General features: G+C 66.7%; 15 protein-coding genes. 8 read left to right on the top strand and 7 right to left on the bottom strand.

Annotated elements, in window-relative coordinates:
- Positions 1-174: 174 nt before the first annotated feature.
- The 5 genes from HMP09_RS03340 to HMP09_RS03320 all read right to left on the bottom strand — a co-directional run bounded on the left by HMP09_RS03340 (position 175) and on the right by HMP09_RS03320 (position 6,589).
- Positions 175-918 (bottom strand): dienelactone hydrolase family protein, encoded by a 744-nt coding sequence (locus HMP09_RS03340; protein ID WP_176499179.1) that lies wholly within the window; start codon positions 916-918, stop codon positions 175-177.
- 36 nt (positions 919-954) lie between these two features.
- Entirely contained in the window at positions 955-2,451 is a 1,497-nt protein-coding gene (locus HMP09_RS03335; protein WP_443026458.1) for a S10 family peptidase, read from the bottom strand.
- Positions 2,452-2,453: 2 nt separating this feature from the next.
- Positions 2,454-4,265, bottom strand: coding sequence for a DUF885 domain-containing protein (locus HMP09_RS03330; protein WP_176501546.1), 1,812 nt, complete (start codon positions 4,263-4,265; stop codon positions 2,454-2,456).
- A gap of 125 nt (positions 4,266-4,390) precedes the next feature.
- Positions 4,391-5,677: a glycoside hydrolase family 130 protein gene (locus tag HMP09_RS03325; protein WP_176501545.1), complete on the bottom strand. Its 1,287-nt coding sequence runs from the start codon at positions 5,675-5,677 to the stop codon at positions 4,391-4,393.
- Positions 5,678-5,788: 111 nt separating this feature from the next.
- Positions 5,789-6,589 (bottom strand): class I SAM-dependent methyltransferase, encoded by an 801-nt coding sequence (locus tag HMP09_RS03320; RefSeq protein WP_176499177.1) that lies wholly within the window; start codon positions 6,587-6,589, stop codon positions 5,789-5,791.
- A gap of 176 nt (positions 6,590-6,765) precedes the next feature.
- On the opposite strand from HMP09_RS03320, the gene HMP09_RS03315 reads away from it, so the two are divergent.
- Positions 6,766-8,082 carry an MFS transporter gene (locus HMP09_RS03315; RefSeq protein ID WP_176499176.1) on the top strand — a complete coding sequence of 439 codons (1,317 nt, stop codon included), beginning with the start codon at positions 6,766-6,768 and terminating at the stop codon, positions 8,080-8,082.
- Here the strand turns inward: HMP09_RS03315 and bglX are convergent.
- On the bottom strand, positions 8,069-10,348 hold the full coding sequence (gene bglX, locus HMP09_RS03310) for a beta-glucosidase BglX (RefSeq protein ID WP_232090620.1): 2,280 nt from the start codon (positions 10,346-10,348) through the stop codon (positions 8,069-8,071). The two genes, HMP09_RS03315 and bglX, sit on opposite strands and share 14 nt — an antisense overlap.
- Positions 10,349-10,551: 203 nt before the next feature.
- On the opposite strand from bglX, the gene HMP09_RS03305 reads away from it, so the two are divergent.
- From HMP09_RS03305 to HMP09_RS03290, 4 genes are all read left to right on the top strand, one after another.
- Positions 10,552-11,616: a LacI family DNA-binding transcriptional regulator gene (locus HMP09_RS03305; RefSeq protein ID WP_176499175.1), complete on the top strand. Its 1,065-nt coding sequence runs from the start codon at positions 10,552-10,554 to the stop codon at positions 11,614-11,616.
- Complete coding sequence (locus HMP09_RS03300) at positions 11,613-13,751, top strand: TonB-dependent receptor (protein ID WP_176499174.1); 2,139 nt, start codon at positions 11,613-11,615, stop codon at positions 13,749-13,751. The genes HMP09_RS03305 and HMP09_RS03300 overlap by 4 nt, the downstream gene beginning before the upstream one ends.
- Entirely contained in the window at positions 13,664-14,647 is a 984-nt protein-coding gene (locus HMP09_RS03295) for a hypothetical protein (RefSeq protein ID WP_176499173.1), read from the top strand. Before HMP09_RS03300 ends, HMP09_RS03295 begins: the two co-directional genes overlap by 88 nt.
- A gap of 70 nt (positions 14,648-14,717) precedes the next feature.
- A complete protein-coding gene (locus HMP09_RS03290) occupies positions 14,718-16,163 on the top strand; it encodes a glucoamylase family protein (RefSeq protein WP_176499172.1) in 1,446 nt (481 codons plus the stop codon).
- Between the two features lie 28 nt (positions 16,164-16,191).
- Here HMP09_RS03290 and HMP09_RS03285 read toward each other — a convergent pair whose 3' ends face one another.
- Positions 16,192-17,526, bottom strand: coding sequence for a chloride channel protein (locus tag HMP09_RS03285; protein ID WP_176499171.1), 1,335 nt, complete (start codon positions 17,524-17,526; stop codon positions 16,192-16,194).
- A 230-nt stretch (positions 17,527-17,756) separates the two neighbouring features.
- Here HMP09_RS03285 and HMP09_RS03280 point away from each other — a divergent pair, with 230 nt between their 5' ends.
- Genes HMP09_RS03280 through HMP09_RS03270 form a run of 3 tightly spaced genes read left to right on the top strand, consistent with a single transcriptional unit; the run spans position 17,757 to position 20,591 of the window.
- Entirely contained in the window at positions 17,757-18,089 is a 333-nt protein-coding gene (locus HMP09_RS03280) for a hypothetical protein (RefSeq protein ID WP_176499170.1), read from the top strand.
- A 55-nt stretch (positions 18,090-18,144) separates the two neighbouring features.
- Entirely contained in the window at positions 18,145-19,410 is a 1,266-nt protein-coding gene (locus tag HMP09_RS03275) for a TolC family protein (protein WP_176499169.1), read from the top strand.
- The gene (locus tag HMP09_RS03270; protein WP_176499168.1) at positions 19,407-20,591 is read left to right on the top strand and encodes an efflux RND transporter periplasmic adaptor subunit; all 1,185 of its coding nucleotides are present in this window, start codon (positions 19,407-19,409) and stop codon (positions 20,589-20,591) included. The genes HMP09_RS03275 and HMP09_RS03270 overlap by 4 nt, the downstream gene beginning before the upstream one ends.
- Position 20,592 lies beyond the last annotated feature (1 nt).

Genomic DNA, 20,592 nt, shown 5'->3' with positions numbered 1-20,592 from the left:
CCGGGCGGCGCTAGTCCAGACTTAACCTCGGTTTCATGGCAAGCGGCGTAACCAAAGACCGACAAATGGTTCGGTCGCAACGAACACATGGCACGAGAAGCGAACCGCCGCCGCGTTGTTAGGCCTTCATTGCACGGTCTAAGTCATTCAGGCGATGGAACGTTTCCTGGAGTATCAGGCTAGAGCGCCGCGATAGAATTCCAGCGTCAGCGTCACGGCCTGCAAGAACAGCGCGGGATCGTACCGCGGACCTTCATCCCTGAGAAACGCGTGCTGGGCATTCAGCTCGTGCCATGCATAGTCCGCACCGACCTCTTCCAGCCGCGCGCGGATTGCTTCCCGGCCGGCAAAGGGAACGTGCGGGTCCTGCCGCCCCCATACGAACATCGTGGCAGCCTTCAGCTCGGCCATGCGGACCAGGCTGTCGTCCGACCTGCCCTCGCCCAGCGTGTGTGAATGGATGTCCGTCGGATAGAAACACGCGGCTGCGGATACGCGCGGATCGAGTGCCGCGCGGTACGCGAGATGGCCGCCGAGACACACGCCGAACGTCCCAAGCCGGCCGTTGCATGCCGGGTGGGCGAGCAATGCGGCCAAGCCAGCCTCTGCGTCCGCGTCGAAGGCCGCCACGGGCTTGGCGACCTTCAGCGCGTTGCCGCGATCCGTGCCGGCGGGATCATAGGCTAGGACCGTGCCCGGCGCCTCATACTCATGATAGACCTCGGGCACGGCCACGACATAGCCGTTGCCGGCGATCATCGCCGCCAGCCGGCGGATCGGCGCGGTGACCTGATAGATCTCCGAGAACAGGAGTATACCGGGGAAGCGCCCCTCGATCGCGGGCCGGAACATATGCATCCGCATCGGCCCGCTGCGGGACACGTCGACATCCTGCGTCTCGTCGCTGCGTAAAATCATGCGGTCATCCTCATGCCGAGTTGGAACGACGCTGGGTCATTTCGCGCCGCCATAGATCGCGCGGGCGTCGCGCTTGAACGCGGCGCCGCTGTCCTCGCGGCTGTAGAACATGTGCCCGCCCGGATAGACGGTGAGCTTCACGCGCTCGGCCGCGCCGAAGCTAGGCATCTGGTCGACGATAAGCTGCGATGCGAAGAACGGACAGGACAGGTCGTCCCAGCCGTGCACGATCATCACCGCCATCTTGGGATCGTTGGCGATCGCTTTCCGCAGGTCTGTAACCGGCGTGTCGTCGGGCTTGCCGCGGTCCCAGGCCGCGTTCACCGCGTAGGACAGCGCATGATAGCGCGCGTCGGTCTTCCACCCGACGACGCGGGTGACGAAATCGACCATCGCGCTGGTCGTCGGCGCGATCAGCGCGTCGAGGATCGGGTCGTTCGACTGGCGCTGCGCCGACCAAGGAAACGGATCGAACGCAGTCACGTTCGAATCGTAGACGCTACCGATCGTCCCGTCCGCGCGGTGGATCTCGCGCAGGAAGGTGGTGGAATCGACCCGCCCGCCCATCCGTTGCACCAGCGCGGGATCGAGCCCGGTTAGCCGGCTGACGTTGGTGACGAGCCGCGACACCGCCTGCGGGTCGGTCCGCCCGCGCAGCAGATCGGTGGCGAATGCGCCGCGCGTGTACGCCTCGACGTCGATCATCGCCGCAGGGGTCAGCTGGTGCTGTTGCTCGAGATGCGCCGCCGCCATCGACGGCAGGTCGATCATCCACGGCAGCGGCGACAGTGCGGTCGCACCGTCGCCCGAGGCCGGATCGAGATAGGGCGAGACCATGACGATCCCGTTGACCCCGACGCCGATCTGAGACTGGAGCTCATACGCGATCCGCGGCGCGCGGTAGCCGCCATAGCTTTCGCCCATCACGTATTTTGGCGAGCGGAGCCGACCCGCCTTCACCAGCCAGTCGTAGACGACCTTCGACAGATATTTGATGTCGGGATCGTTGGCGTAGAACGCCTTCTTGGTCTGGTCCTCGTCGACCAGGCTGCGGCTGAAGCCGGTGCCGACCGGATCGATGAAGACGAGATCGGTGAAATCGAGCCAGCTGTTCGGATTGTCGGTGGTGATCGGCGCGTCGGACGGCGCGTTGCCCTGCGCGCCGAACTGGACGCGTTTCGGCCCGACCGCGCCGAGGTTGAGATACACCGACGACGCGCCGGGGCCGCCGTTGAAGGCGAAGGTCACGGGGCGGTTGGTGGCGCCTCCGGTGGCGACATACGCGGTATAGACGACCTGGCCGATCTCCTTGCCCTTGTCGTCGCGCACCGGGATCGTGCCGATCGTCGCGTCATAGGCGACGCTCCGGCCGCCGATCGTCGCCGACTGCCGCACCGTCTTGTCGGCGGGGAGCGGCGGGAACTTGATCTCGTCGTCGACCTTCTTCTCGACGGTCGAGGTCTCCTTCTTGTCCTGCGCGGCCACCGGTGCGGCGATCAGGCTGGCAGCGGCGAGTGCGACGGCGAGGCGCACGATCACTTGGCCGCCCCACCGCCGGCCGCGATCCAGGCGTCGATCTTGCGTTCGAGCACCGGCATCGGCAGCGAGCCGGTGTCGAGCACCTGCGCATGGAAATCGCGCGGATCGAACTTCGCGCCGAGCGCGGCCTGTGCCTTCGCCTTGGTCCGCGCGATCGTCAGCTGGCCGATCTTGTACGCGAGCGCCTGCCCCGGGATCGCGATATAGCGTTCGACTTCCGCGGTCGCATCGGTCCGCGCCATCGGCGAATTCGCGAGCATGTAGGCGATCGCCTGATCGCGCGTCCAACCCTTGGCGTGGATACCGCTGTCGACCACCAGCCGCATCGCGCGCAGCGTCTCGTCGTTCAGCCCGCCCATCCGCTGGTACGGATCGCTCTCCATCCCCAGCTCCTTCCACAGGCTCTCGGCATAGAGCGCCCAGCCCTCGACATAGGCGGTGTTGCCGCCGAACCGCATGAACGCGGGCAGCGCGGTGTTCTCCTGCGCGAGGCTGATCTGGAAATGATGCCCCGGCACGCCTTCGTGGAGGAACAGCGTCTCCATTTCCCACATGTAGCGCGAGGGCAGGTCGTAGCTGTTGTAGTAAAACACGCCCGGCCGTGCCCCGTCCGGCGTGCCGCCCTCGTACGAGCCGCCCGCCTCGGTCTTTTCCTTGAAGGCGGGGACGGGTCGGATTTCGAGCGCAGTCTTCGGCGTCACCGAGAATTGCTCGGGGATGCGCTGATAGATGCGCTTTTCGATCGCGCGATAGCCATCGCGCAACTGGGCGACCGAACTCGGCTGGAATTGCTTGTCGGTCCGCAGAAAGGTGAAGAACGCGGGCAGATCGCCCTTGAACCCGACCGCCTGTTTCTGCGCCTCCATGCCTTTTAGAATGCGTGCGACTTCCGACAGACCGAGCTGGTGGACCTGCTCGGCGGTCATCGGCAGCGTCGTGCGCTGCTGGATCAGATAGGTGTAATAGGCATCGCCGCCGGGCAGCGCGGACAGCCCCACCGTATCACGCGCGACCGGCAGATACGTCTTGGCGAGGAAGTCGCGCATCCGCTGGTGCGTCGGCGTGATGACGTCGCGGATCTGCGCCGCATAGGCCGCCTTCAGGCGCGCCTGATCGGCAGCGGTTATCGTCGCGGGGAAGGTCTTCACCGGGCCGTAGAAGGTCGATCCCTCGACGCCTTCCGCGATGAGGTTGTCAAACTCCTGGATCATGTTGGTCACGACCAGCTTGGGCTGGACGATCCTGTCCTTCATGCCCTGCCGAAACAGCCATATAGCGCGAATCAGCACCGCGGCATATTGCGCGTTGCGCCTGAGATTGTTCTCATAATCGGCGAGCGTCTTGAACGGCGCGGCGCCCTTGCCCGACGCGAAGTCCGGATAGAAGGTCTGGAACCCCTGGAAATGGTCGATCGGGAGGTCGCGCTGGACCTTAAGGATGGCGGGCGCGTAGCCGGCGAGATCGGTCTCGTTGCGGGTCTTGAACACGTCATAGGCAATCTGGTCGGTAGCGGTCAGCTTGGTCCGGTCGATCGTTTTGAGCGCAGCGAGATCGTGCTCGATCGCGGCACGCTCGGCGGCAAGATATGCGTCGGTCAGATAGTCGCCGAGCCGGTCGGCGTAGCGCAGATCGCCGCGGAATATCGCCTCGACCGGGTTGCGCTTCAGGCTCGCCTCGTCGCTGTCGTAGAACAGCTGCTTGAGGCGGGCGTCGTTCGCGCTATCGCCCGGCTGCGCGACGGGCGGCGGGAGCGCCTGCGCCGTCGCTGAGGCCGCGGCGATCGTGGTGGACAGTAGAGCGACGATCATCAGTTTGACGGACACCAGGCGTTCCTTTGAATGCGACGATGCGGGGGTAGGATGCGATAAGCGTCCCCGCAAGCGTCGGAGATCTGTCCTGATGAACGGGTGCCCTGGAGCAGGGGACGACAGACTTACTCAGGCTCCATCACGGCCAGCAGGTCGTCGACGTTGCCCACGGCGAACGCAGAGAACTCGTCGCCGATCGCGTAGGGCAACAGGATGCGACGATCCCGAACGAGGGCGCCGCAGCTATAGGTCACGTTCGGTACATAGCCGCCGCGATGCTCGGCACTGGGAAACAACAGCGGCGACGCGGTGCGGGCGAGCACCTTGGACGGATCGCCCTTGTCGAGCAGGCACGCACCGATGCAGTATCCCCGGACCATGCCGACGCCGTGCGTGAAGACGAGCCACCCCTCGTCTATCTCGATCGGCGATCCGCAATTGCCCAGCTGGACGAATTCCCAAGGGTATTTCGGCGCCATGATCCGCGTTCCGGTATCCCATGTGTAGAGATCGTCGGAGCGCAGCAACCAGATATTCTCGCTGTCCTGGCGGCCGAGCATCACGAATTGGTTGTCGATACGGCGCGGGAACAGCGCCATCCCCTTGTAGCCCGTCATGGCTCCGGCGAGCGTCCGCATCTCGACCCGGCGCAGGTCGATGCCGCGCAGGATCTCCTGGCGCGCCTCCTTGCCATCGAACGCAGTGTACGTGCCGATGACGCTTTTGACGCCGTCATGATCGGTGAAATTGACGAGGCGCAGATCCTCGATGCCCTGCCGCTGGCTCGGCAGTACCGGGAAGATGACGGTTTCCGACGCGTCCTGGCTGTCGTCGCATACCAGGCGGACCCAGCCATCATCCTGCCGCTCGATGCGCGGCGGAACGCCGTGGGAGCTTGGCGGATCGATCACAAGACGGTCGCCCGGCCCCCATTCACCGGTTCGAAACGTGATCGACGAGATATGTCCCTCACCGATCCCGCGCAGCGACATGACGAAGCGGGTGGCGCCGGGCACCGTCGGTTCCTCGTCTGTCAGTGACACAATGCTGGGATTGAACAGCGCGGCGGCCTCGAAGGCGTATTCCTGGCTGAAATAGGCTCCGATAAGAAGCTTTTCGTCGTTGCTGAAATCGCCGTCACCGATGTCGTGCCGCATCTCCTCGAAACGCCGGAGCAGCACCTGCTCGGCGTTGCGATGACGCTCGCGCATCGGAGTCAGCATCAGGTCGAGCATCCTTGCCCGCATCGCATCGTCGAGCTCTTGGATGCGATCGACGACGACCTGGCTACGGGGCGGATGGTCCGCCGCAAACGCCGGCGGATAGCCGAAGCTGAACGGCCGGATCACCGTACGCGACGGATCGGGATGCAATTCGACGTCGAGCGTCGTGAAGACATCAGCAGCTTTCATCGGCATCGGCATCGTTCCTTCGGACCCGCTCGCGAACGGACGTTCGCGACGAACCTAGGTAACGATGCCGAGCGGCTCACGATCCCACGCCCGGTCCGAAAGCCAAGGCGGTCAGCGCGCCTTCACGAACTTTATCGTCAACCGGTCGCTTTCGCCGATCGCCGCGTATTTGGCGCGATCGACGTCTTTCAGGCGATACGTCGGTGGCAGCGTCCAAACACCCTCGGGATGATCGTGGGTATCCTTGGGGTTGGCGTTGATCCGGGATTCGCCCGCCAGCGTAAAGCCCGCCTGCTGCGCGAGCCGGACGATCGTCGACCGCTTGATGTAGCCGCTCGTCTTTTCGCGCGCCGTGTCCATCTCCTCGGGCAAGCGATGGTCGACCACGCCGAGCACCCCGCCCGGCTTCAATGCTGCATAGAATGCGGCGAACACGCGGCGCGCGACGGCGGGATCGTCCTGCATCAACAAATTGTGGGCGTTGCGGAACGTCAGCACCACGTCAGCGCTGCCGGCCGGGATCGACGATGCCCCCGTCTTGAAGTCGATCGTCGCAACCTTCGTCGTGCCATAGCTCGCGGCCTTGTCGGCGAATGCCTTGCGCGTGCGGTCCGCCTGTGCGGTCGGGACCAGGCCGACATATGCCCCGCGGCCCTGTACGAGCGGCGCGAGGATCTCGGTATACCACCCGCCCGACGGCAGGAATTCGACGATGGTCTGCGTCGGTTTTACGCCGAAGAACGCCAATGTCTCCGCCGGGTGGCGAAAGCGATCGCGCGCAATGTTCGCGGGCGTCCGCGTCGGCGATTTGAGAACGGCGGCGATGTCCGACGACGGTGCAACGGATTGCGCGACGACACCCGTAGCCCCAAACGCGGCGAGACAGGTCAAGGTGGCGAGCAGTCGGTTCATAGCGTTACACTCCCTGGAATAGACTGCAGCGATCATGCCCTGCGCGCGCTGCCCGTACAATCTCGGCATTGGCATCCGACACGATCGGCCGCTCCTGGCATGTGTTGACGCGGGCGATCCGAGGCATCAGACGCGCCGGCTACCGCGTCCAACGCCCGGCTAAAGAGACGCTCACGATGACCGAGATATCCCGCCTGGAGCCTGGTGCCGGCGATGCCGCAACGCCGGTCGGCAGGCTGGCGCTGTTCAGCTCCGGCGACTTTGCATTCAATCTCTATTGGCAGGCGATCAGTCTCTACCTGCTGTTCTTCTACATGGATGCGCTGGCGCTGCCGCCTGCTACGGCCGGGCTGATCTTCATGATCGGGGCAATCTGGGATGGTGCCGCCGATTTCCTCGCCGGGGCGACGGCGGAGCGGATGCGGCTTTCGTACCGTCGGCTGGTCGGATGGGGCGCGTTGCCGCTCGGCCTGGCGTTCGTGGCGATGTTCGCGGTGCCGATGGGCGCGGCACGCTGGGCGCTGGCTACGCAGATCCTGTTTCGGACGCTGTACGCGTTCACCAACGTTCCGTACGCGGCGTGGACGACCCGTGTCGCGCAGACCAGTCGGGACCGGTCGCTGGTGGCCGGCTGGCGGATGGGGTTCGGATCGGCCGCCGCGGCGTTGGTGGCGTTGGCCCTGCCCTGGCTGTCGGCGCGGACGGGGAGCTATGGCGCGGCGAGCGGGCTGCTTGCCATCGTCGGCGTGCCGTTGCTCGTGATCATGGCATGGCGGGTTCCCGAACCGAGCCCCTCTGCGTTGCCTGTCGATCGACCCGCCATCCGTGCGGGGCTGGCGACGCTCGCCCGCAACCGGGCGTTCGTCGCTCTCAATCTGGCGGTGGCGCTGGGTGGCGCGGCGACCGCGCTGACCACGCAATCGGTGCTGTATTTCTTTCGCTACGTACTGCTGAACACCCCCGGTGGACCACGGTCGCTGGCCGGCATGGCCCTAGCGAGCCTTGTCGCCGTACCGGTCTGGACGGCGCTAGGCCGTCGTCATGGCGCGCGCACCGCCTGGATCGGCGCGGGTGCGTTGGCGCTGCTCCTGCCCGCCGGCTTTGCGCTGGTCGCGACCCCCGGCAGCGGTGAGACCGCCGCGTTCCTGCTCGCGATGCAGGCGGCCTTCACGGGAGTAGCCCTCGCCGCGTGGACGCTGCTGCCCGACGCGATAGACTGGGACGAGGCGCGGACCGGCAAGCGCGTCGAAGCGCTGGCGTTCGGGACGTTCGCGCTGGTGCAGAAGATCGCGCTGGCCGGCGCCGGGTTCGCAATCGGCGCGATCTACCAGGCGAACGGTTTCGTCGCCGGCGCGACGCAACGCCCGGAGAGCCTGCGCGCGATCCGTTGGCTGATGCTCGCCGGACCGGTGGTGCTGATCGCGGCGATGCTGGCAGCGGTGATCGCCATCCCGCTTCGCCGCGATACGCTGGCGATGCTCAGACGAGCGTGAATTCGCCCGAGACGCCTTCGGCCTGCGCCGAAGGGGCGACCCAGAGCTGGAACCGGCCCGGCTCGACGGTCGGCTTGAGGTCGCGGCCGATGAAGGTGAGGTCGCTGCGGCGGAGCGTAAAGGACACGATTTGCCGCTCGCCGGGTTTAAGCGCGATTTTCCGGAACGCCTTCAGTTCGCGCACCGGCCGGGTGATGCTGGCGGCGAGATCGCGGATGTAGAGCTGGACCACTTCCTCCGCCGCTCGCGTGCCGGTGTTGGCGATCGTCGCGCGGACGGTGAGCACGCCGTCGCTCGCCAAGCTTCCGGTGCCGAGGTCGAGCGCTGCATAGTTTATCGCGCCATAGGTGAGACCATGGCCGAACGCGAACAGCGCGTCGTTGGCGAACTCGCGGTAATGCGCCTTGTACTCCATCAACGGCCCCGGCGGGTTGGCGCGGCCGGTGCTCTTGTGGTCATAATGATAGGGCTCCTGCCCGGTCGCATGCGGGAACGACACCGGCAGGCGCGCGGACGGACCGGTCTTGCCGAACACCACGTCGGCGATCGCCAACCCGTCCTGCGAGCCGAGGAACCAGGTGACCATGATCGCGGGGACGTCGAGCATGGCGCCGCCGAGCGCCAAGGCGCGGCCTGTGCGGAGCAGGACGACGATCGGCTTGCCAGTTGCCGCGAGCGCATCGACCAGCGCCATCTGCGCGGGCGGGATGACGATGTCGACGCGCGACTGTGCCTCACCCGACATGCGCTGGCTTTCGCCGATCGCGAGCAGAACGACGTCGGCGGCTTGCGCGGCAGCGACGGCCGCGGGAATGCCGCCGGTCAGTGGATCGTCCACGCCCGAGCCTAGCGCAACGCTCACCAGCGACGGATCGGCGACCGTTGCGCGAATGCCGGTTGCGAGATCGACCGCCTCGGCGTCGGTGCCGTAGACGTTCCAGGGACCGATCAGGTCATGCTGTCCGGCCGCGAACGGACCAATCAGCGCGATCCGCTTGCCGGCGCGCGGCAGCGGCAGGACGCCGCCGTCGTTCTTGAGAAGGACGATCGATTTCGCGCCGGCCTCGCGCGCGAGCGCAAGGCTCGCGCGGGTACGAATTCGGGTCTTTTCGCGACGGGGGTCGATCCGGCGGAACGGGTCGTCGAACAGTCCCAGCTGCACCTTCAGCGCGAGGACGCGGCGAACGGCCTCGTCGAGCCGGGCCACCGGAACGTCACCGGACGCGACGAGATCGGGCAGATGCTTCAGGTAGAACCCGCTCTGCATGCTCATGTCGACGCCGGCCATGAAGGCGAGCTTGGTTGCCTCTCGGGCATCGGCTGCAAACCCGTGTGCGATCAGTTCCTCGTCGCCGGTGTAATCGGACACGACCAGCCCACCGAAGCCCCATTCGCGGCGCAGCACGTCGGTGAGCAGCCAGGGATTGGCGGTGGCGGGGACGCCGTTGATCTCGTTGAACGATGCCATCACGGTTGGCGAGCCCGCCGCGAAGGCCGACTGGAAGGGCGGGAAATACGTCTCGCGCAACGTGCGCTCGGAGATATCGACCGCGTTATAGTCGAGCCCCGCCTCGGCCGCGCCATAGGCGGCGAAATGCTTGGCGCAGGAGGCGACCGCATCGGGGGCCGCGAGCCCGCGCTCGCCCTGGAAGCCGCGCACGCGGGCGGCTGCCATCAATTTGCCGAGCAGGACATCCTCGCCTGCGCCCTCGACCCCCCGGCCCCAGCGCGCGTCATGGGCGATGTCGACCATCGGTGCGAAGGTCCAGTCGATGCCGGATGCGGCCGCCTCGGCGGCCGCCGCCCGCGCAGTCCGCCGCGCAAGTTCCGGATCGAAGCTTGCGGCTTCGGCGAGCGGTACCGGGAATACGGTGCGCAGGCCGTGGATGACGTCGGCGGCGAACAGCAGCGGGATCTTCAGCCGGGACTGGCGCATCGCGGTCGTCTGCATCCGCTGCGCCATGACCGCGCCGTTGCCGTTGAACACTCCGCCGAGCCGCCCCGCCCGAACGTCCGCGAGTTGTCCGTCGAAGCTTGCGGACCCGCCCGCCGGGTTGAGCGAGGTCGCCGCACCACCAGCCCAGGCCGCAGCCATCAGCGTCAGCTGGCCGGCCTTTTCGGCGACGGTCATCTGGCCGATCAATGCCTCGACCGAGGCGGGCAGCGCGGTCGCTTCACCACCTGCCTGCCGAAGGAGCGCGCGCGCAGGGCTGGCCGCCCACGCCGTCATCGCGGCGGCGCCCATCATCATTGCCCGCCGAGTCATCGCCGTTGAAATCGCTCGAGAATTCACTGCCGCCATCATCCGCTCACCCCTGTCCGTGCCTGTCGCGATCGCTCCGGCAGACACCGGAAAGACGATCGTCGCAAGGTTCTTGATCCCTGCTTCTGGATCATGTAACCGGTTACATCAAGAGCAGATGTCGGTCGCAACCTGCGGACCGATGCCAGAGGGGATATCGACGCTTCATGCCGCACGCCACAGTCCGTGATATCGCCCGCGAGGCCGCGGTGTCGGTGGCGACGGTGTCGCGCGCGCTGAACGGACACAGCAACGTGAGGCCCGAAGTGCGCGAGCTCATCGAGAGCGTCGCCGCGAAGCTCGGCTATGTCCCCCACGCCGCGGCGCGCCATCTGAGTTCGGCGAAGTCGGGGATGATCGGCGTCGTGGTGCCCGACCTGCACGGTGAATTCTTCTCCGAGCTGTTGCGCGGCATGGACCGCGAGGCGTCCGAGCGCGGGCTCTATTGCATGATGATGGTGATGCACGGCGATGCGCAGCGCGGCGTCGCGGCGCTGCACGCGATGCGCGGTCGGGTCGACGGGCTGGTGGTGATGGCGCCGCAGGTGTCGGCGGACGACCTGCTGGCGCACCTGCCGCGTGGCATGCCTGCGGTGCTGGTCAATTGCGCGCCGGGGCATTCGGGGCGCACCGAATTACGGATCGACAATGGCGCGGGCGCGGCGGCGCTGGTCGAGCATCTGATCGCCACCGGCCGGCGGCGGCTGGTCCATATCTCCGGGCCTGCGGGCAACATCGATGCCGACGAGCGCCTGCGCGGCGCGCAGGAGGCGTGCGCGCGCGCCGGGTTGCCGCTGCGTGTGATGGCCGGCGACTTCAAGGAGCCTTCGGGCGCCGCCGCCGCCGCGATGCTGATCGAAGAGGACGCAGACGTCGACGCGATCTTCGCCGCCAACGACATGATGGCAATCGGTGCAATGATGACGCTCAAGCGCGCCGGCATCGTCGTGCCGGACCGGATCGCGATCTGCGGCTTCGACGATATCCCGCTGACCCGGTTGATCACGCCATCGCTGACGTCGGCGAGCATCGATATCGCCAGCTTCGGTGCCAGCGCGGTGGCGCGGCTGGTGAAGGCGATCGCCGGCGACGACGATGGCGGCGTCGAACAGCGCGTACCGATCGTCATGGTGCGCGAATCCACCGGCCCGGCGCTCCGCGGTCGCCACGATCAGACTCTTTCAGCCAATTACGAAAAACCCGAACAATCGGGAACAGGGGAACTACCATGAACACGATGATGTTGCGCGCCGCGCTCGTCTCGCTGACGGCACTGTCGAGCGGGCTCCTGCTGGCGCCGACACCGGCGACGGCGCAGGTCGGCCAGGCGTCCTTGCGCGGCACGATCACCGCGCCCGCCGACAATCCGGTCGTCGAAGTAACCGCGGTCGAGATCGCGACCGGGTTGCGTCGCCCCGTGCCTGCTGAGACCGGTGGAGCCTATAATTTCGCCTCGTTGCGCGCGGGCACCTATCGCCTCGAGATCAAGCAACGCAGCGGGACGCGCAATTCGGACGCGTTCACGCTGCGCGTTGGTCAGGTCGCCGGGCTCGACCTCGATCTCTCCGCCGCTGCCGCACCGGCGGCGCCCGCCGGTACCGCCGAAGCGCCCGCTGGAGGCACCGCCGAAACCGGTGACGAGATCGTCGTCACCGGCAATCGCATCCGCTCGCTCGCCGGCGGCCAGGTCGGCAGCGTCATCTCGTCGCGGCTGATCGAGCAACTGCCGCAGAACAACCGCAACTTCCTCGCCTTCGCCGATCTGGCGCCGGGTGTGCGGTTCATCGAGGATGCCAGCGGCGCTTCGCGGATCCAGGGCGGTGGCCAGGACAGCCGCACCGTCAACGTCTTCATCGATGGCGTGAGCCAGAAGGATTACGTTCTCAAGAACGGCATCACCGGCCAGGATTCGTCGCCCGGCAACCCGTTCCCGCAGCTCGGCATCGGTGAGTATCAGGTGCTGTCGTCGAACTACAAGGCGGAGTTCGACCAGGTCAGCTCCGTCGCGATCACCGCGGTGACCAAGTCGGGGACCAACCAGTTCCACGGCGAGGGCTTCTACGATTTCACCAACCAGAACCTGCGCGATCGTCGGCCGAGCGAAATCTTCCCGACCGTGATCTCCAAGGTCGATACCAGCAACAAGCAGTTCGGTGCGGCGCTGGGCGGCCCGATCATCAAGGACAAGGCACACTTCTTCGCCACCTACGAAGGCAAGCGCATCTCCAGCCCGTACGACGTACGGCCGGAGAACGGCTATCCGATCTCGTCGATCCCACAGCAATATCAGGCTAATTTCGGCACGTTCGCGCAGCGGTTCAAGGAAGACCTGTATTTCGGCAAGATCGATATCGTGCCGACCGACAACGACCTGATCGAACTGTCGGGCAAGTATCGCAACGAATCCGGGCTGCAGAACGCGACCGGCATCAACGCCGCGAGCACATCGACGCTGAACAAGGTTGTCGACAAGCGCGGCCTGCTCCGTTGGCAGCATACCGGCGAGAAGTGGATCAACGACGCGCGTGTGTCCTATGAGGACGTGGTCTTCTCGCCAAGGCCCTCGACCGACGGGATCACGCAGTTCTTCCAGGCGACGCAGCGGATCGGCACGGGCACGCAGCGCACCGACCTGCTCCGCGCGGGCGCGGGCGGCAATTTCCAGACCAAGGGTCAGAGGGGCTGGACCGTCCAGGACGATTTCACCTTCACCGGCCTGCAAGGGCACACGTTCAAGGTCGGTGCCAAGGCCAAATGGGTCAAGCTCAACACGCTCGAGCAGAACCTCACCAACCCGCAATACACCTATGACGTCAACGCGATCCCAGGCGTCGCGTTCAACGATGCGTTGCCCTATAAACTCGAGTTCGGTGCGCCGGGTGCGTCGGGCAGTCCAAGCGTCCGGTCGAACAATTTCCAGATCGGGTTCTACGCGCAGGACGATTGGGACGTCACCAGCCACCTGACGCTCAACCTCGGCCTGCGCTGGGATTACGAGCGGACGCCGGCGTATCTGGACTATGCCACGGCGCCGGAGATCGTCGCCGCGGTGTCGCCCGCCAACTATACCAATCTCAGAGGCGCCGACTACGACATCACCGACTATATCTCGACCGGGAACAACCGGAAGGCGTTCAAGGGTGCGTGGCAGCCGCGGCTGGGTTTCACCTATCGCTTCGACGAGGCAGGCCGCTTCTCGCTGTTCGGGGGCTATGGCCGTCGTACGATCGCAACCAGTTCGACTTCCTCCAGCAGGAGGTCAGCCAGGGCGCGTACCAGGTGCGCACGTTCAACTTCATCGGCAACGACTCGCTCAACCCCTGCGTGCCGAGCCAGACCTGCATCGCCTGGAACCCAGTCTATCTGACCGACGCCGGACGCCAGCAACTCACGAGCTCGGCCGCGGGCGGCGGGCGTGCCATCGTCATGATGAACAACGATCTGAAGCTGCCCTATGCGGACCAGTTCAGCCTCGGCCTTCGCGGTCGCTTCTCGCCGGTCGAACTGGAGGTCGGTTTCACGCATATCGCAAGCAACGACGGGTTCGCGTTCCTGCTGGGCAATCGCCGCCCGGACGGCAGCTTCTTCTTCAACGATCCCGCGAGCGTGTCGGACGTCCCGCAATCCCCGTTCACCTATTCGCCGAACGGCTATGGCTCGATCATCCTCGGCACCAATGGCCTGAAGACCAATTCGGATGCGGTCTATTTCAAGCTGACCAAGACCTATTCGGCGGCCTCGCCGTGGAGCATCGACGCAACCTACACCTACACGCAGGCGGACGAGAACCGGCAGTTCGGCGAAACCTATGCGCTCGATTATGCGCAGATCTCGGATTATCCGACGTTGCGGTCGTCGGGCGTGCCGCGTCACCGGTTCGTAATCGCGGGCAGCGTCGATACGCCGATCGGCGTGACGATCTCGTCCAAGTTCCAGATCGAGTCGCCAAGCTATCTGAAGGCGTTCATCGACAATTCGGATCCGTTCTCGCGGACGCTGGTCGGGCGGCAAGCGGATAGCCTGGGCGATCTCTGGGGTCGCCGCCAGCTGGACTTCGCGTTCACCAAATATGTCCCGCTCGGCTTCATCACCGATCAGACCAAGATCCGCATGCGGCTCGATATCCTGAACGTGATGAACGACCGCAACTACACCGACTTCAACAACAGCCCGATCGATCCGAATTACGGCCAGCGATCGACGTACAGCACGGGCGGCAACGCGCCGCGTACCATCAAGCTGTCGGCGGGCTTCTCGTTCTAGACCATGCCTTCGGGACGCGGCGTCGCTGCGTCCCGCCTCTACCCTTGCTTATCTGTAACCGAAGGACGTCATGATCGATCGCAGGCAGATGCTGGGCCACACGTCGTTGGGTCTGGCAGGACTTATGGCCGGCTGTGCCATGCCGTCCGCCACCCGGCTCGGGGGCGATGCCAGCACAACCGGTACGGCGACCGGCACGGCGATGCCGACCGCGCTGCTCGGCGACCTTCACCAGCGCAGTTTCCGGTTCTTTTGGGAAACGACGGACCCGGCGACCGGATTGGCGCCGGATCGCTGGCCGACGCCGTCGTTCGCATCGATCGCCGCGGTCGGGTTCGCGCTCACCGCCTATCCGATCGGCGTGGTCAACGGATGGATCACGCGCGACGAGGCACGGACGCGCACGCTCGCCACGCTGGAGTTCTTCGCAACCGCGCCGCAGGGCGACAGCAAGAGCGATGACAGCGGCTATAGGGGGCTGTTCTACCATTTCCTCGGCACGACCAGGGGGCACCGGTTCGCGCGCGCGGAGCTGTCGACGATCGACACCGCGCTGCTGATCGGCGGCGTGCTGTTCGCGCAGAGCTGGTTCGATTCCGAACACCCCGGGGAAGTCAGGATCCGGGCACTCGCCAACCAGCTTTATGCGGCGATCGACTGGAACTGGATCGTGCCACGCACGCCGTTCATGTCGATGGGCTGGCATCCCGAAAGCGGGTTCATCGCGCATGACTGGAACATCTATAACGAAGCGCTGCTGCTGTACGTGCTGGCGCTGGGATCGCCGACGCATGCGTTGCCGCCGGAGACATGGGACGCGTGGACGGATCGCTTCGATGCGCAGTGGACCGATCGCTGGGGTGAGCCGCACGTTCATTTCGCGCCGCTGTTCGTGCATCAATACAGCCATTGCTGGATCGATTTTCGCGGCATCCGCGACCGATATATGGCCAAGAAGGGTATCGATTATTTCGAGAACAGCCGCCGGGCGGTGCGCGCGCAACGCGCGTATGCGATCGCCAATCCGGGCGGGTGGACGGGGTATGGTTCCGATGTCTGGGGGTTGACCGCGTGCGACGGTCCGGGCGACTTCACGGTCGACCTTGGCGGGCGCAAACGCGAATTCTTCAGCTATTCCGCGCGGGGGCCGGACGATCGCGACGATGGCACGCTCGCACCGACCGCGGCGGCAGCGTCGATCGCGTTCGAGCCGGAACTGGCACGCCGCGCGATCGCGACGATGCATGGTCGGTACGGCACGCAGATCTACGGCAAATACGGCTTTCTCGATTCCTTCAACCCGACGCTGACCGCCGCGCCGGGACCGTTGAAGCATGGCAGCATCGATCCGAACATGGGCTGGGTCGACGGCGATTACCTCGGCATCGACCAGGGTGCGATCGTCGTGATGATGGAGAACTGGCGGACCGGGCTGGTGTGGTCGACGATGCGGCGCAACCCGCATATCCGCCGCGGTCTGCAGCGCGCGGGCTTTACCGGTGGCTGGCTGGGGTGACGCAGCACGGGTACGAACGTCGTGGCGTTCAGCGGGATCGCGGCGTCGCCGTCATTGCGAAGGTCTTCGACAGACCGTGGTACAGCTTTTCGCGGCATACCCACTGGCTGGCGGCATCGGCGATGAAGGCGGTCGCGAACATCGGCAGCATCAGGCCGCGGCTGGCGGTAGTTTCGGACAGGATGATGACCGCGGTGAGCGGCGCGCGGACGACGCCGGCGAAATAGGCCACCATGCCGAGGATCACGATCGCGCTGGCGGGCTCGCCGGGGAATATCTCGCGGAGCAGATTGCCGACGCCGGCACCGACCGCGAGAGACGGTGCGAAGATCCCGCCCGGCAGGCCGGCGATCGCCGTCGCGGCCGTCGCGATCAGCTTGGCAGGCCCGAACCAGAGCGGTGCATCCACGCCGACGATCATGGCGCGCGCCGACGCGTAGCCGGTTCCCCATGTCAGTCCGGTCGCGACGCCGAGCACCGCGACCACGCCGCCGCACATGCCGGCGAACGCGACGGGATGCGCCCGCGTCCAATCCGTCAGCCGGTTGCGGCTCACCGCCATGCTCAACACTATCCGCGAGAAGAGTCCCCCCGACATGCCGCCGGCGATGCCGGCGACCGGCGCGACCACCAGCGCTGACAGCAGCGGCATGTGCGCGCCGATCGCGCCGAAATAGATATAGTCGCCCTGCACCGACTGGGCGACCATCCCGGCGATGACGATCGCGGCGAGGACGAGCAGCGTGACGCGCTGCTCATAGGCGGAGGCGAGCTCCTCGATCGCGAACAGCAGGCCGGCCAGCGGCGTGTTGAACGCGGCCGCCACGCCCGCCGCACCGCCGGCGATGACGACCCCGCCGCGCAACGGCACGCGGACGAGCCGGTGCGTGACGCCCATGACGGCCGCTGCCAGCTGGACGGTCGGGCCTTCCCGGCCGACCGATGCGCCGCTCAATACCGCACCGATCGTCAGCACCGCCTTGGCCGCGACCGTCCGGACCGAAATGAGAGTCCGAGTGGCGTCGTTGGGATTGGCCTGAGCCGCGATGACCTGCGGGATACCGGATCCCCGCGCGAGCGGCGCATAGCGACGGGTCATCCACACCAGTCCCATGAAGGTCAGCGGCGTGGTGACGAGCGGTATCCAGTGCCATGTCGTTGCAAAGTGGCTGAACACCATGCCGGCCCAGTCGGCCGCCTCCGCGAACAGCGTCGCCACGATGCCCACGAGGATCGCGCCCGTGAGGATCGCGACACGCGTCCGAAACTGCGTCGATCGCGGTCCGCGCGCGCGCAGCAACGCCCTATACCGCGACGGCGTCCAGCGTTTTGCCGATATTAGGGGACCGAATAAGCCAATCATGATGCTTCTTTAGATCGAGGAGCGCGTTAGGCCACCCCCTGCCCGCGCGTGCTTGCAACTCACCCGTACGAGCGATCCGTTCGCGCGGGCGCCGCCCGCACCGATCGATACACCGCCTGCCGTCGACAAGTCATCCCGGCGAACCCTTCCCGGCGACTGATGACGTGCGGAAAAGTTTCATGCTCGTCGCCCCGGTTACAACAACAGCCGCATCTGCTACCTGCCACGCCATGCGTAGGCTTCTGCCCTTCCTTGCCTGTCTGATGCTGGTCCTGACCGCATGGGTCGGCGTGGCGCATGCGGCCGAGGTCGGCGGGTGCATCGAGACCAGCCAATATGAATCCACCGCCCATCTCGATGGCGATTCAGATCACGTCGCGGCCGATGCGGACAACGGGTACCCGCACCATCATGGCAGCTGCCACGCGCATCACATGAGCGCGCCGGACTCCGAACCGCTGGACGGCATGACGCATATCGCGCGCGCCACGCTCATTGCCTTCGACGGCGCCACGCTCGTCGGTCGGAACGCCGATACCGCCTTGCGGCCGCCCCAGGCCTGACACGTCGATCGGGTGCGCGATGCGCGCCTGCTTCCACATCGTCAGGAGCAATTCAATGCATCGCATCTTTGCGGCCATCATGGTCGCAGGCGTCTGCGCACCGTCGCTGCAGGCCCAGACCAGTCCGCACATATCAGCGGAACCGGTACTCACGCTCGCCGAGGCGCTAGCCCGCGCAGGCGTATCCTCGCCGTTTCGGGACGTGGCTTCGGCGGGCGTGCGCGCCGCCGAAGCACAGCGTCAGGTCGCCGCGCTGCGTCCGAACCCGTCGATCATCGCGGAGACCGAGAACGTCGCGGGATCCGGACTCTATCGGGGCCTGCGCTCGTCCGAGACGACGCTAGGGCTGGCGCTGCCTCTCGAACGCGGTGGCAAGCGGCAGGCCCGGATCGCGCTCGCCGACGCGCAGATCGGCCGCGCGGGTATCGGCGCGGCGATCGCCCGCGCCGATCTTCGCCTTCGCGTGACGCAGGCGTACGTCGTCGCGGTAGCTGCGCGGCGCCGCGCCGCGGTCTCCCGCGATCAGGTCGGCACTGCCGCCGCAGTCCTCCGCGCGGCCAGGGTGCGCGTGCAGGCCGGTCGGGCATCGCCGCTCGAGCAACAACGTGCCGACGTCGCGCACGTCGCCGCCGAGGGCGCTGAGGAGCGCGCCGAACGATCGGCGGATGTCGCCGCGGCAAACCTCGCCCGGCTGATCGGGATGCCGGTCGGGGCACTGGACGAGGGCTGGTTCCAGCAGGTGGAGGCGCCCGACTCGGTCCGACCACCGCCGGGATCGACCGGCACGCTGGTCGCCGCAGCAGCCCGCGCCGATCTCGACGCCGCGACCGCGCAGGTTCGACTGGCGCGCAGCCAACGCGTGCCGGACCTGACCCTGAGTGCAAGCGCACGACGGCTCGAGCAGACCAACGACACGGCGGCGGTTTTCGGCGTCTCGATCCCGCTGACCGTCTTCAACGGCGGTCGCTCGGCCGTTGCCGTCGCTGACGCGCAGCGCGACCAGTCGGACGCCCTGCGCCGTGCGGCGTTACTTGATGCCGAGCAGGACATCGCGACCACGCAGGCCGAGGCGGCAAATGCCGCGACCACCGCGCGCAACGCCCTGGGACCCGCGCTTGCCGGCGCTGTCGAGGCCGCGCGGATCGCGCGCATCGGCTACCGCGAAGGCAAGTTCGGGCAGCTCGACCTGCTCGACGCCGAGCGGACTCTTCTCGACACAAGGACGGCGGCGATCGACGCACTGGCTGCCTATCACGACGCACGCGCGCGCCTCGACCGGCTGACCGCCGCAGCGCCGATCGCCAAGGACACCGACCGATGAACCGCCTTATCATCCGGGCGATCACGCCTGCCGCCGTCGCTCTGGCCTTGGCAGGCTGTGGCCCCTCCCCGGATCCCGCGCCCGCGACGAACGCTGTGGCGAACGAGGATGGCGACAAAGCCTCCGGCGATCCGTCGGTCGCGACGCTGTCGGCGCAGCAGATCGCCGACGCCGGTATCGAGGTTACGCGCCCGAGCGTCGGCGGCGTCGCCGGCGCGATCGAACTTCCCGCGACGATCGAGGGCGATCCGCAGGGCGTGCAGGTCGTGGCGGCGACGATCGGCGGCCGGCTGGTCTCGCTCACTCGCAACCTCGGTCAATCCATCGGCCGCGGCGATACGCTGGCGATCATCGAGAGCCGCGAGGCCGCGTCGCTCAATGCCGAGGTCGAGGCCGCCGGGGCGCGGTCCGCGCTCGCCCAGTCGAACCTCCGGCGCGAGCAACGGCTGTTCGCCGAACGTGTTTCGCCCGAACAGGATCTCGTCGCCGCCCGGACCGCCGCGACCGAGGCCCGCATCGCGCTGCGTCTCGCGCAGCAACAGCGATCGGCAACTGGCGGCGGCGGAGGCGGCGGCGGAGGCGGCGGCGGCGGCGGCGGCGCACTCAACCGCATTGCAGTACGCGCGCCGATCGCCGGTCAGGTGATCGCCCGGTCGGCAACGCTCGGGCAACAGGTCGCTGCCGACGCCGAACTGTTCCGCGTCGCCAATCTCGCCAAGGTGTCGGTCACGATGTCGCTTGTCCCTGCCGACGCCGGCCGCGTGACGCCTGGCGCGCGCGTGGAAGTCACCTCCGCCGGTCGGCGTCGGAACGGGCGCGTGACCTTCGTCTCGCCGATCCTCGACGAGACCACGCGCCTGGTCCCGGTCATCGCGACGATCGACAATGCAGGCGGCATCTGGCGCGTCGGCGAGAATGTCGGGGTATCGGTGCTGCTCCCCGCGAGCGGGGACCGCAGCGTCGCCGTGCCCTCGGCGGCGGTGCAGATGATCGGCGACCGGCCGCACGTGTTCGTGCGTACGGCGGGCGGCTTCAAGGCCACCCCGGTGACGCTCGGCCGCACCAATGGCGGCGCCGTCACCGTGACCGCGGGCCTGACCGGCGAGGAGCGCATCGCGTCCACCAACTCGTTCACGCTCAAGGCCGAACTCGGCAAGAGCGCGGCCAAGGACGAGGACTAGA

Origin of the sequence: Sphingomonas sp. HMP9, from assembly GCF_013374115.1 — a bacterium.
GTDB lineage: Bacteria > Pseudomonadota > Alphaproteobacteria > Sphingomonadales > Sphingomonadaceae > Sphingomonas.
Note: the sequence above shows the minus strand (reverse complement) of the source record. Positions and strands in the feature narration are given on the sequence as shown.

What these genes read in the sequence shown, in the direction of transcription:
- HMP09_RS03340 (WP_176499179.1), bottom strand. Translation starts at nt 918, where the DNA reads ATGATTTTACGCAGCGACGAGACGCAGGATGTCGACGTGTCCCGCAGC.
- HMP09_RS03330 (WP_176501546.1), bottom strand. Translation starts at nt 4,265, where the DNA reads ATGATCGTCGCTCTACTGTCCACCACGATCGCCGCGGCCTCAGCGACG.
- HMP09_RS03325 (WP_176501545.1), bottom strand. Translation starts at nt 5,677, where the DNA reads ATGAAAGCTGCTGATGTCTTCACGACGCTCGACGTCGAATTGCATCCC.
- HMP09_RS03320 (WP_176499177.1), bottom strand. Translation starts at nt 6,589, where the DNA reads ATGAACCGACTGCTCGCCACCTTGACCTGTCTCGCCGCGTTTGGGGCT.
- HMP09_RS03315 (WP_176499176.1), top strand. Translation starts at nt 6,766, where the DNA reads ATGACCGAGATATCCCGCCTGGAGCCTGGTGCCGGCGATGCCGCAACG.
- bglX (WP_232090620.1), bottom strand. Translation starts at nt 10,348, where the DNA reads ATGACTCGGCGGGCAATGATGATGGGCGCCGCCGCGATGACGGCGTGG.
- HMP09_RS03305 (WP_176499175.1), top strand. Translation starts at nt 10,552, where the DNA reads ATGCCGCACGCCACAGTCCGTGATATCGCCCGCGAGGCCGCGGTGTCG.
- HMP09_RS03300 (WP_176499174.1), top strand. Translation starts at nt 11,613, where the DNA reads ATGAACACGATGATGTTGCGCGCCGCGCTCGTCTCGCTGACGGCACTG.
- HMP09_RS03290 (WP_176499172.1), top strand. Translation starts at nt 14,718, where the DNA reads ATGATCGATCGCAGGCAGATGCTGGGCCACACGTCGTTGGGTCTGGCA.
- HMP09_RS03285 (WP_176499171.1), bottom strand. Translation starts at nt 17,526, where the DNA reads ATGATTGGCTTATTCGGTCCCCTAATATCGGCAAAACGCTGGACGCCG.
- HMP09_RS03280 (WP_176499170.1), top strand. Translation starts at nt 17,757, where the DNA reads ATGCGTAGGCTTCTGCCCTTCCTTGCCTGTCTGATGCTGGTCCTGACC.
- HMP09_RS03275 (WP_176499169.1), top strand. Translation starts at nt 18,145, where the DNA reads ATGCATCGCATCTTTGCGGCCATCATGGTCGCAGGCGTCTGCGCACCG.
- HMP09_RS03270 (WP_176499168.1), top strand. Translation starts at nt 19,407, where the DNA reads ATGAACCGCCTTATCATCCGGGCGATCACGCCTGCCGCCGTCGCTCTG.